We start from the raw sequence: 11,869 nt of genomic DNA on the forward strand, positions 1-11,869 counted from the left end.
AGGAAGCGAGATTTTGATGGATAACCAAACTAACAACACAAACACAAATAAAGAGGGAAACAACGGGGTCAATATCCAATCCAACCCCACCCTAGCTAACCTGCCCTCTGTCAACCCCAAGCTCAAAAAGCAACCCACCCTAAACCCTAGGGAGTTAGAGCTGACCACCTACTTAGAAGAGCTCATCAACGACTACAAGGGTTTGCTAGACATGGAGGTTACTTTTATGGCGGAGTTGGGCTCGACTTCAATCCCCCTAAGAGAGGTTTTACGCTTTGAGCGTGGCTCTGTGATCGATTTACAAAAACCCGCTGGCGAGAGCGTGGACACCTTTGTGAATGGGCGGGTGATTGGCAAGGGCGAGGTGATGGTGTATGAAAAAAACCTAGCTATCCGCTTAAACGAAGTGCTGGACTCTAATGCCATTGTCTATTACATCGCAAAGGATATGTAAGCTTGAGAGCCATTGCATGCGTTTTCTTTATTTTTGGCATTTTGTGGGGGGCTTCGCTTAACCAACTCACCCACATACAAGTTACGCCCACGCCTGATCACAAGGGCGTACTTTTGGAGTTGCTCTTTAGCAAAGCCCTAGCCCAAGTGCCCAAAATCTCGCCCACGCAGACCATCACCTTGCAAGGCATTTTGCCCTTTGACCCCCGCTTAGAGCGTTTCAGCACCGCCATTTTAAACCAATTAGACATCCACAACCAAGACAACACCCTTTACATCGTACCCAAGAGCAACGCCCTCTTTAAAGTCGATGCCAAGCTCTCACAAGACAAACGCTTTTTGCGCCTAGAGTTTGTGCCTTTATTTGCCGACTTAACCCCCGCCCCCCTTGCCACACAGCCGCAAACACAGCTACAGGCGCAAGCCCAAGCACAGCCCGCCCCCCTTGTCAAAAAACTCCCCGACTTTGAGTGGGAGTATCTATGGAAAGTGGGCGTGGTGATTGTGGGCTTGCTCTTAATCTTGTGGCTTTTAAGACGCAAGGGTGCACAAAAATTTTTGTTCCCTAAAGTGGGGCTAGAGCCCAGCGTGACCTATGTCAAGCCCCTGGACTCCACGCATAAACTCATCACCATTGAAGTGCGCAACCAGCTGTATTTGATTTTGCTAAACTCCCACCAAAGCCTCGTTTTAGACAAAATTACTCTAGATTTCCCCAAAAAAGACCCATCCATGCGCCAAAAAGAAGCCCTCGTTGAAGAAACTAAAAAACACCTACGACAATCAAAACTCAAGAGCTCGTATGTCTAGGACACGGGTACTTGATAAAGAGCTAGAAGACAGACGCTCGGACCGCAACTTCTACATTTCTTTGATCCTGTCGTGCTTGTTGCACTTATTCATTTGGTGGCTTGTGGAGTACAGCCATAAGTTTTTCCACAGACCCAAATTAGTCAAAATCAATCCGAGCAATCTCTTAGTCCTAAAACGGGGGCGATCGCTTGACCCCACCAAGCACACCCAGGGTGCGCTAAGACCCACAAGAGCCGCTCCCAAAACCACGCCGCAACCTCCTGTCGCCCAGACACGCCCCCAGAACCCCCAAGCCCCCCACTCCGCCCACACCACAGGTCAAGCCCAAGCCCCAATCCAAGCCTAAGCGCACCACACGCCACCCCCAAGAGCGCCACGCCCATAGACGCAAGCGCACTGAAGTGGCGCGCCACGAGAGCAAGCACAAAGCCCTGTTTCAAGAAGAGAGAGAAGAGAAAAAACCAACTAAAAAAGAGCAAACCGACACCTTCAATCCTAATAACCTTTCTTTCTTACCCTCTGAGGAAAACAGCACGCCTCCACCAAGACCCCGTAGCGACAAGAGTTATGAAAACGACAAGGGCATGGACAGCCAAACCCGCAAGGACATCGATGAACTCTATGGTGAAGAGTTTGGGGACTTAGGCACAGCCGAAAAGGACTTCATTAAGAGCAACTTAAGCGAAATCGGGCGCATCACGCAAAAATACCTAGAATACCCCAGCGCTGCCGGCTATTTAGGCCAAGACGGCGTGGATGCTGTGGAGTTTTACCTGCACCCCAATGGCGACATCACGGGCTTAAAAATCATTGAAGCCTCCGGTTACAAACTCCTAGACAACAACACCCTAAAAACCATCACCATCGCCTACAAAGACTACCCCCGTCCCACCACCACAACTTTAATCCGCATCCGTGTGCGCTACTTCATCTACCGCTAAGGCCAAGCCATGCAAATCACTTTAAACAACCCTTTGGACATGCACCTCCACCTACGCGAGGGCGACCTGCTAAAAGCCGTCCTGCCCTTTAGCGCCACCCCCTTTAGCGCAGCGGTGGTGATGCCCAATTTAAACACCCCCCTAAGCACCCCCGCCCTAGCCCTAGAGTACCAAGAGCAAATTGCCGCCCTAGCCCCCCACTTTAAACCTTTAGTGGCTCTGTATTTAAACGACCAGCTAAACAAGGCTAGCCTACAAGAAGCCAAAGACAAGGGGCTCTTTTTACTCAAACTCTACCCCAAGAACGCCACGACCAACTCCGCTCAAGGTGTACGCGACATTTTAAGCCCTAGAATGTTAGAGATTTTAGAAATTGCTGAAAATTTAGGCTTTATCCTCTGTGTGCATGCCGAAAGTGCGGGCTTTGTGCTTGAGCGCGAATTTGAGTTTCACCCCACCATCCACACCTTGGCCAAGACCTTCAAGAATCTTAAAATTATCTTAGAGCACATGAGCGATAAGCGCAGCATTGCTTTACTAGAGCAATACCCTAATTTGTATGCCACCCTGACTCTGCACCATTTGGCCCTAAATTTAGACGCTTTGGCCGGGGGCACACTCGCCCCACATTTATTTTGTAAGCCCCTTTTAAAAACCCCTAAAGACCAGCAAGCCCTACTAGAGCTTGCCCTAAAAGCCCACGCTAAGGTGTCCTTTGGCTCGGACAGCGCGCCCCACTTAGTCGGCAGCAAGCACGCTTGCAGTTGTGCGGCTGGGGTGTTTAGTGCCCCCCTACTTCTTAGTGGATTATGCACCCTCTTTGACAAGCACAATGCCCTAGAGCATTTACAGAATTTTGTCAGCACCAACGCCATGCGCATTTATGGACTCAAAGATTTGCCTCAAAAGAGCATCACCCTAGAGAGAAAACCGCCTAACTTGCCAAACTCTATTTTAAACGGACAGCTCATCATCCCCCATTTCATGCCCCTAGAGTGGCGCATTAAATCTCATTAACACCCTCCCTATAACCAAGATTAGAGGATTAACTTTAGCCAAAAATCGTGGCTTCAAACCGGAGCACTCCGCCAAGAGTCTTGTGTTTGCTCTTAAATTACAGCGATAGAGAAAACGCCAACATCCCCTGGCACCAACAAAAGAGTTTAGGCAGTGTCTTTAAGGCAGCGGGTTATCAAACCTTTTGGCTAGACAACCAAGAAAATCTATATACAAATGCCTTCTACAATGCCTTTAATGCCTTTGTCTATGGTTTTGACTATAGGTTTTGCACTGATGAAAATTGGACTAGCGTTTTAGCCCACCATGACCTTTGGTTACTCTCTCTTTTTCGCCAAAATGTCCGGGAGAAAATGAGTGCTAAAAATTTCTTTCTTTTTCATCTCTTTGGAAGTCATGGGGGTTACAAAAACCGTTTCCCCAAATCTTATGCCAAATTCACCCCCAAAGACATTGACGATAAAAATCTCAAAGTCAAAAACGATAAAGATAAGCAAATCGTGGCGGATTATGTCAATTCTATTCATTACACCGACCATGTGCTAGGTGAGATTTTTAAACTCTTTCAGGGCAAGGACACCATTATTTTTTATCTCTCCGATCACGCCCAAGACATTTTCCAAAGTGGCAACACCTACGGGCATAAATGCTCTGCCTATGGCGTAGAAATCCCTTTTATGGTTTTCGTTACCGACACTTTTAAACAAAGACACCCCGATAAAGTGAAACTCATAGAGCAAGCCCTGCATAAACCCCTTATGAGCGATGATTTAATCCATTCTCTCTTGCCCCTTGAAGGTTTTTAAAAATTCTTGTGCTTGCTGCAAAGCTAAAAAGCGATGCGAGATTTGGTTTTTCTCTTTTAGAGTGTCTATGGTTTGGCTGTAGCCTTGTGGGATAAACAAGGGGTCGTAGCCAAAGGTGTTGGGCTTTAAGGGGGCTTTGATGATTTTACCCAAACACTCCCCCCTAAAGCTTTGCTGGAATGTGCGCCCCCTAACACGCCCACACAACGCCACGACACACACAAAGCACGCCACGCTTTCGCTTAAAGTTAAGGCATCCAAACATGCCAAGAGTTTGTGGTTGTTCTCGGTGTCGCTGGCTGAGAGGGTGGGGGGTGTGAAGTTGCCCGCCATGATGGCCTTAGCGTCTGCTTGGATACTTGCAAAACGGGCACTATAAATGCCCGGATATCCATTTAGAGCCTCAACACATAGCCCGCTATCTTCTGCCAACACGCAAAAATCTTGCATTTTGTCGGCTAAAAGTGGATAGAGGGCTTGGGCTTTTAAATGGGCGTTTTCCTCAAAGCTGTCCCCATTCTCTATCACTTCCACACGCCCTAAAAGGCGCGTGTAGGCTAAAACTTCCTGCCCTAAAATGGCTTGCACTTCGGCGGCTTTATGGGCGTTGTTGCTAAAAAAAATTAAAGGTAACACCCCCGCATTGTAGCCAATTTGGCTTGCAAAGAGATTATTAAAACTTTTGTGTTAATATGGGGAGTTTTTAAATTTAGGAGTGATGCATGATAGAAACCACGCAAAGAGAACAAAGCCTTAACAACAACCCCAATTTGAGTAAAAAAGATGTCAAGGTTGTGGAGAAAATCTTAAGCAAGAACGATTTAAAAGCCCTTGAGATGAAAGAACGCTACACGGCGGACGGGCTGTATGTGTTGAACTTCATGAGCTCACCCGGGAGTGGCAAAACCACGCTTTTAGAGAATTTAGCCAGCTTTGAGGATTTTAAATTCTGTGTGATTGAGGGGGATTTACAGACCAATAGGGACGCTGACCGCCTGATTAAGAAAAATGTCGCCGCCCAGCAAATCACCACAGGGGAGGCGTGCCACTTGGAGGCGGCGATGCTAGAGGGGGCTTATGACATTTTAAAAGACAAGGGGGCGATCGCTAGCAGCGATTACTTGGTGATCGAGAATGTCGGCAATTTGGTTTGCCCCTCGAGCTACAATTTGGGTGCGGCGATGAATATTGTCTTGCTCTCCACACCTGAAGGCGATGATAAAGTGCTCAAATACCCCAGCATGTTCTTATGTGCCGATGCGGTGGTGGTGAGCAAGGCGGATTTAATGGATGTCTTTGGCTTTCGGATTTCTCAAGTGCAAGAGGACATGGATAAGCTCAAACCGGGCACCCCCATTTTTACCCTAAGCTCTAAAGACCGCGCCAGCCTAGAAGCCTTTAAAGACTTTATCGCCACAAGGCGGGCCCAAAATTACCAATCCACCCACGCCTTTTAATGTGCCTCGCGATCCCCTCTAAGGTCGTTGCCCTCAAGGGCAATGTAGCGGTGTTAGAAACGATGGGCGTGCAAAGGGAGGCGAGTTTAGACTTGATGGACGAGCCTTTAGAAGTGGGCGATTTTGTGCTCTTGCATGTGGGCTTTGTGGTGGGCAAGATCGACACCAGCGAAGCTTTAGAATCTCTCAAACTTTACGCTGAAATGGTCGCTAAGATGGAGCAAGATGCCTGATTTAATCGGCTCTTTTAGGGACAAGGACATTATTTTAGCCCTCGTGGGGCAGATTAAAAAAGAGAGTGTAGGTTTAAAAGCCCCCTTTAAAATCATGGAGGTCTGTGGCGGACACACGCATTCTCTCATGCGCTATGGCTTGCTAAATCTCTTGCAAGACACGCCCCTAGACTTCGTGCATGGCCCCGGCTGCCCCGTGTGTGTGATGCCCAAATTACGCATAGATGAAGCCATTGCCCTCGCTAAAATGCCAGACACGATTTTAATCACCCTCGCGGATTTAATGCGTGTGCCCGGCAGTAGCGGCAGTTTGCAAGCGTTGAGGGCAAAGGGAGCTGATGTGCGTTTTGCCTACGCCCCCCTGCAAGCTTTAGAGATCGCTAAAGAAAACCCCGATAAAAAGGTCGTGTTTGTGGCGATCGGGTTTGAAACCACCACGCCCATGACGGCTAGTTTATTGTTGCAAGCCCAAGAAAAAGGTTTAAAAAACCTTTTTGTCCACAATAACCATGTGCTCGTCCCCCCCAGCGTGCAAGCCGTGCTTGAAAACTCTCAAATCGATGCCCTGATCGCCCCCTCGCATGTGAGTGTGATCACGGGGGCTAAGATTTACCAGCCCTTGTTAGAGCACTTTAACATCCCCATTGTGGTGGCGGGCTTTGAGCCGGTGGATGTACTCGATGGGATTTTACGCATTGTGCGCCAAGCCACAAGAGAGCAAGCTCTACTAGAGATTCAATACCGCCGTGTGGTGAGTTTTGAGGGCAATTTAAAGGCACAAAGCTTGATCGCCCAAACCATGCAAGTGCGCCAAAGTTTTGAGTGGCGGGGGCTGGGGATGATCCCCTTTTCTGCCATGCAAATGCGCTCCGAGTTTAGAGAGTTTGATGCTGAAGTGGTGTTTGCCAAGTTCTTGCCAAAGGCAGGCGGCTTAGAGCCTAAAAACTGCCTGTGTGGGGAGATTTTAAAGGGGCGGGCAAAACCCCTAGATTGCACCTTGTTTAACAAGGCCTGCACGCCTAGCCACCCGGTGGGGGCGTGTATGGTGAGCTCTGAGGGGGCTTGTGCAGCGTATCATAAATACCTCAATTAGCCTTTTTTTCATCCTCTTTACCCACAAGCTTGTTGTACTTGGGATTTTTAGGGTCCATGGTCACGATGCTAAAGCTTATGTCGTTGATCTCTGTGTGGGACTGGATGTAGTCGTTGATCTCTTTCAGGGTCATTTTTCTAATGCGCTCGAGCATGGTGATGTCGTAATCTAGGGGCAACCCTAAATAGAAATTGTGGAATTTGCTGGTAAGCCGTTTGCTGATGGTTTCATTGGCCAGGGGCTCAGAGCCTAGCAAGAACTTTTTCGCCCCATCCAATTCCTCTTGTGTGATCCCTTTTTCCACGAACTCTTTAATCACCTTTTTGACTAAAGCAATGCTTTTGTCTTGATTTTCTAGCTTGGTTTGCAAATAGCCCGTGGTACAGTTGATGATGCGCGAGAGTTGGATACGCATGTAGGCACTGTAAGCCAAGCCCTCTTTCACGCGAATGATGTCCATAAGGCGCGAACCAAACCCACTAGAGCCCAGCACAAAGCCCATCACTTTAGCTAAGGGCAGGTCTTTTTCTAGGTCCTTCATGTGGAAGGGTGAGCCAAAGTAGATGTAGGCTTGTTGGCTGTCTTTATAAATGATCTTCGTTTCGGGCTCTTTGGCGGTGTCAAAGTAAGGGGTGAAAAAGGGCTTGTTGGAGGGTAGAGCCTCCAAAGTGGGCTTTAAGGATTCTAGGGTTTTGTCCACATCCAAATCCCCCCCCATCACAATGATGAGCCGCTCAATGTCCAGGGCATCCTCTAGGCGTTTTTTGACATCCTCTAGGGAGATCGACTTAATGCTTTTGGGCGTGCCGGTGGCCGGATGCGCCAGCGGTGTGCCGGCAAATAAAATTTCATTCAAGCCCAGCTGTGCCACATAGTCAAAATTGCTCTCTTTATTCAAGGCCGCCGCAACCATGCGCTGTTGGACCTTGGCTAGAGTGTTTGGCGTGAGGTTGGGCGAGAGCAAAAGATCGTGCAAGTAACCGATGGCCTTGCTCTCGTATTCCTTCAAAAAGCTCAAATCAAGGTGCAAGGATTCTAGACGGATGTCTGCGTCCAAAGTGATCGCTAATTGCTCCAGCTGCTCGGCAAAGGCGACAGAGCCCAGCTCCTTGGTCCCCTCGTTTAAAATGCCGGCGCTGAGCTTTGAGAGGCCGTATTTGTCCTTGTCCATGATATTACCCCCGCCCATGAACATGAGCTTGATGGTCCCCATGGGCAAAATGCGGTTGTCCTCGTAGATCACGGGGATTTTCACCCCCTTGACTTCAAAATAACGCATCCCCTCACCGACTTGATCCCGTTTGATCACTTGTGCGGATTTTTCATGTGTTTTTATTTTTGTTGGCATGTTCTCTCCCTTATAAGTTCCAAATACCATGAGGAGCAAAGCCACTAGGGCTAAGAGCAAAACATAGCGTACACTGCGGACTTTGCTAGACATGGTAGCGTTTTAAAATTTCATAAGCGGTGTTGCGCTTGGCCGCCTTGCTGCCGATGTCCTCGATCAAGTGCACCATCTCTTGCTCGTTTAAGCAAAAGCTCGTACCCGCCGCTTTGACGACATTTTCCTCCATCATCACACTCCCTAAATCATTAGCCCCAAAGAGCAGGGCTAACTGCCCGATAAACGCCCCCTGTGTTACCCAAGAACTTTGGATATTTCTAACATTATCTAAAAATAACCGACTGCAGGCTAACAAACGCAAATACCGGTTAGAACTTGCCTTCTTGATGTGGGGCATTTCTTGCTGCAGGGGGGTGAAATCGGGTTGAAAACTCCATAAAATGAACGCCCGAAAGCCCCCCGTTTCATCTTGTAAATTGCGCACCCGCTCTAAATGTTCGGCGATGTCCTCATCGGTGTCTGTTGTGCCAAACATCATGGTCGCCGTGCTTTTAATCCCTAGCTTATGCGCCTCTTGATGCACTTCAATCCAGCGATCGGCGCTGAGTTTCTTAGGGGCGATCTTCGCCCTGACCCGGTCGCTTAAAATCTCTGCCCCCGCCCCCGGGATAGAACTTAAGCCCGCCGCCTTTAAACGCTCCAACACTTCTTGTAAAGACAGCCTAGAAACCTTAGCGATGTAGTCGATTTCCACCGCTGAAAAGCCGTGTATGGTGATGGTGGGGAACTTTTGGGCAATGTGGCTGACGAGGTTTTCATAATAGTCAATTTTAAGCTGGGGGTGCACCCCACCTTGAAACAAAATTTGCGTCCCCCCAATGGCGATCAACTCCTCAATTTTGCGATCGATCGTTTCAAAGTCCAAGACATAGGCATCTTTATCCTTGAGGGTGCGCTTGAAGGCACAAAACTTACAATCCACAAAGCAAATGTTCGTGTAATTGATGTTACGATCCACGATGAAAGTCGTGGTGTTTTCTGGGTGCAGTTCTTGCTTTTTGGCCAGTGCCATTTGCCCCAGCTCTTTTAAGGGCTTGTTTGCCATGTAATCTAGTAATTCTACCCTACTTAAACGCATGTGTTCTCCTAAAAACGCGTGCCCATTGAGAAGGCAAAGCGTTGGGTGTAGTCGTGCAAATTGGGGTTAAACCACAAACCCTTTTTGTCGCTCCACTCGTTAAAGAAAGCGATGGGGAAAATCAACACCAAAGGACCCATGGGTGAAACCCACTCAATTTGTAAGCCCGTAGAAGCCCGCCAAGTGCCGTGCTCAAAGCCCGCGCCGGGCACGCCATAATCTTTAAAATCCACATTGGTCGCATAGGTTTGTTGCCAAAAACCTCCGGCTTTGGTGGGGGTTTTAAATGTCAAAAAGCCCCAGTCGAAGAACCACGCCAAGCGCATTTTGGCCGCCTTTAAAAGCCCATAACTAAGCTCCACCGAGCCCGTGTAGAGCCCATCGCCCCCCACCCACATCCCTAAGTTGGTTTTGGGCGTGATCGAGCTGTTTCTAAAGCCTCTAATGGTGGTTACACCCCCCATATAGAACACAGAGTTGAGGGGCAAATAATCCTCCGTGTTGTAGCGGAAGATGTAACCCCCCTGTGTTTTAAAGCGGGCGATCAAGTCTACAAGCAAGTACTTTTTAAGATCCTTATAGGCGGCAAATTTGCCATAAATTTTGGTGTTGCGGACATTCCCGCCCAGCCCGTTCCACGAATTGAGGGGGTGGTCTGAGGGCAAGCCAGACATGGTGGTGTAGTTGCTGAAAGTGAAGCCATTTCTGGGAAAGTAATAGTCGTCTGTGTTGTCAAAACGCGTGCTGAGCGTGAACGAGCTCGTGCTGGGAGTGTTGTAATTGCGGTCCCACAAGCCGTGCAAGACCTGGCCATCAGGCCCTTTAAAGGGCACGCCATCAAAGGTGATCACGGTGTTTTGACTGCTGTAAAACATTTCATACAAGGGGCTAGAGAAACCGAGGATTTTATTGATGCTGTAGTTGTAGCCTAAGTTCATGCTAAAGGTGTTGGTGAGCATGCGCCCTGCGCTGATGCTAAAGCCTCCACCTTGTTGGATGTAGTTATAGTTAATGATGTATTCGGCAAAAACGCTGATAGACGAGCTGTATTTGCTGTCAAAAATACGGGGGTTTCTTAAGGTGAGGTTGCCCGAGAACATCCGGCCACTGCCACGAATGCCATAGTTTCGATTGCCTCCCCCTGTGGAGATGTTGGCGTATAAGCTCATGCTCTGGCCTGTGCCAAAGAGGTTTTTCTCGCTCACGCTGCCATTGAGCATGAGCCCCCCATAGCTGCCATAACCTAGCCCAAATTGCAACTGCCCCGTGCGCCCCTCCTCGACATTCACCAACAAGTCCATCAGCTGGCTATTGACCCGGCGTTCTTCGATTTTTACCTTAGAAAAGAAGCCCAAGCGGCGCAACGCACTTTCAGAGCTGGCGACTTTAGTGAGGCTGTAGCGCTCTTTGGGGCTGAGCCACACCTCACGGCGGATCACCCGGTCACTGGTGCGCTGGTTGCCCGAGATGATGATGTCGTTGATGTAGACCATATCCCCCGTTTCAATGTGGTAGATCACCTTCACTTTGCCGTGTTTTTCATCCTTGTCTAGGTCGGGCTTGACCACTGCAAAGGCATAACCCTGGTCGGCAATCTCTCTTTTTAAAATTTGGGCATCCGCACGCATGTGTTCAATGTTAAACACATCCCCTTTGTGGATTTTGATGGATTTTAAAAGTTTGGCCATGGGCACAACTTGTTTATTGATTTTAATGTCAATGCCTGAAATGCGGTATTGAATCCCCTCTTTGACTTTATAGTACAACTTGGCTTTGTGTGTGCCAAAGTTCGTATTCAAGAAAGGGGCGGACACATTGACATCCAAAAACCCATTGCGCAAGTAGACATCTTGGATGCGCATGGAGTCGTACTCCAATTCGTTCAAGTGTAATTTACCCGAGTTCAAGCCCCACATCCACCCCATGAAGTCGCGCTGTTTATTCGCACTCAAGGATTCGACTAGGCGCGGTTTGAGTTGTTTACGCCCCTCATAGACGGACTTTGTGATGTAGATATTGTTCCCACGGTTCACATCAAAGATGATCCGATATGCCCCCTCGCCGGCTAGGTTCTCTGTGCGGGCTTCCACCACGCTTCCGTAGTAACCCTGTTGCTCTAGGGCGGTTTTTAAAATGTACTTGGCGTTGTCTAGCTTGGTTTCATCGTAGGTGTCGCCCTTTTTAATCCCCATCTGGTTATAAAGATTTTCCTTCTCTTTTTCGGTCCCATAGCCTTTAATCTCAATGCCAGCAATGCGGGGCTTTTCTTTGAAGTGGAAGACTAATTTGCCCTTTTTAAAAGTGGCATAAACATCTTCAAAGTAACCCTGATTGTAGAGAGCCAAGATGGCATCGTCCACCGCTTTGATGTCCAAAACATCGTTGACTCTAATCTTAACAATCTCGTTAGCGAGCATATCCGACATATAAGACAGGTTTTTATACTCGATGCGAGTGATCCTCTCCTCAGCGGCATCTAAGGGTAAAAAAAATTGACCGAGCCAAACTAGGCAAACTGTGAAAAACTTTTTAATGTGGAATCCTTGCACTTGGCCTTTACAACCCGCACATTA

At 48.4% G+C, this 11,869-nt stretch carries 11 protein-coding genes and 1 pseudogene; 8 read left to right on the forward strand and 4 right to left on the reverse strand.

Annotation, left to right across the window (positions count from 1 at the left end):
• Positions 1-16: 16 nt before the first annotated feature.
• The 5 genes and pseudogenes from fliN to K6J72_RS04235 all read left to right on the forward strand — a co-directional run bounded on the left by fliN (position 17) and on the right by K6J72_RS04235 (position 4,030).
• Positions 17-454, forward strand: a complete 438-nt coding sequence (fliN, locus tag K6J72_RS04215; protein ID WP_260320488.1) for a flagellar motor switch protein FliN — start codon at positions 17-19, stop codon at positions 452-454.
• A 2-nt stretch (positions 455-456) separates the two neighbouring features.
• Complete coding sequence (locus tag K6J72_RS04220; protein ID WP_221278915.1) at positions 457-1,263, forward strand: hypothetical protein; 807 nt, start codon at positions 457-459, stop codon at positions 1,261-1,263.
• Positions 1,256-2,207, forward strand: a pseudogene (locus tag K6J72_RS04225) (energy transducer TonB). Before K6J72_RS04220 ends, K6J72_RS04225 begins: the two are co-directional and overlap by 8 nt.
• A gap of 9 nt (positions 2,208-2,216) precedes the next feature.
• On the forward strand, positions 2,217-3,224 hold the full coding sequence (pyrC, locus tag K6J72_RS04230; protein WP_221278916.1) for a dihydroorotase: 1,008 nt from the start codon (positions 2,217-2,219) through the stop codon (positions 3,222-3,224).
• Positions 3,225-3,271: 47 nt separating this feature from the next.
• Positions 3,272-4,030: a phosphoethanolamine transferase gene (locus K6J72_RS04235; RefSeq protein WP_260320489.1), complete on the forward strand. Its 759-nt coding sequence runs from the start codon at positions 3,272-3,274 to the stop codon at positions 4,028-4,030.
• Here K6J72_RS04235 and K6J72_RS04240 read toward each other — a convergent pair.
• Positions 3,995-4,666: a non-canonical purine NTP pyrophosphatase gene (locus K6J72_RS04240; RefSeq protein ID WP_221278917.1), complete on the reverse strand. Its 672-nt coding sequence runs from the start codon at positions 4,664-4,666 to the stop codon at positions 3,995-3,997. The genes K6J72_RS04235 and K6J72_RS04240 overlap by 36 nt on opposite strands.
• Before the next feature lie 86 nt (positions 4,667-4,752).
• On the opposite strand from K6J72_RS04240, the gene hypB reads away from it, so the two are divergent.
• Genes hypB through hypD form a run of 3 tightly spaced genes read left to right on the forward strand, consistent with a single transcriptional unit; the run spans position 4,753 to position 6,813 of the window.
• Positions 4,753-5,487 carry a hydrogenase nickel incorporation protein HypB gene (hypB, locus tag K6J72_RS04245; RefSeq protein WP_221278918.1) on the forward strand — a complete coding sequence of 245 codons (735 nt, stop codon included), beginning with the start codon at positions 4,753-4,755 and terminating at the stop codon, positions 5,485-5,487.
• Positions 5,487-5,720: a HypC/HybG/HupF family hydrogenase formation chaperone gene (locus K6J72_RS04250; protein ID WP_221278919.1), complete on the forward strand. Its 234-nt coding sequence runs from the start codon at positions 5,487-5,489 to the stop codon at positions 5,718-5,720. The genes hypB and K6J72_RS04250 overlap by 1 nt, the downstream gene beginning before the upstream one ends.
• On the forward strand, positions 5,713-6,813 hold the full coding sequence (gene hypD, locus K6J72_RS04255) for a hydrogenase formation protein HypD (RefSeq protein ID WP_221278920.1): 1,101 nt from the start codon (positions 5,713-5,715) through the stop codon (positions 6,811-6,813). The genes K6J72_RS04250 and hypD overlap by 8 nt, the downstream gene beginning before the upstream one ends.
• Here hypD and K6J72_RS04260 read toward each other — a convergent pair.
• The 3 genes from K6J72_RS04260 to bamA form a co-directional block, all read right to left on the reverse strand.
• The gene (locus tag K6J72_RS04260; RefSeq protein ID WP_221281114.1) at positions 6,806-8,026 is read right to left on the reverse strand and encodes a M16 family metallopeptidase; all 1,221 of its coding nucleotides are present in this window, start codon (positions 8,024-8,026) and stop codon (positions 6,806-6,808) included. The genes hypD and K6J72_RS04260 overlap by 8 nt on opposite strands.
• 220 nt (positions 8,027-8,246) lie before the next feature.
• On the reverse strand, positions 8,247-9,296 hold the full coding sequence (locus K6J72_RS04265; RefSeq protein WP_221278921.1) for a dehypoxanthine futalosine cyclase: 1,050 nt from the start codon (positions 9,294-9,296) through the stop codon (positions 8,247-8,249).
• A gap of 8 nt (positions 9,297-9,304) precedes the next feature.
• A complete protein-coding gene (bamA, locus tag K6J72_RS04270) occupies positions 9,305-11,722 on the reverse strand; it encodes an outer membrane protein assembly factor BamA (protein WP_260320490.1) in 2,418 nt (805 codons plus the stop codon).
• Positions 11,723-11,869: the final 147 nt, after the last annotated feature.

The organism is Helicobacter sp. NHP19-003, from assembly GCF_019703305.1.
GTDB classification, from domain to species: domain Bacteria; phylum Campylobacterota; class Campylobacteria; order Campylobacterales; family Helicobacteraceae; genus Helicobacter; species Helicobacter gastrocanis.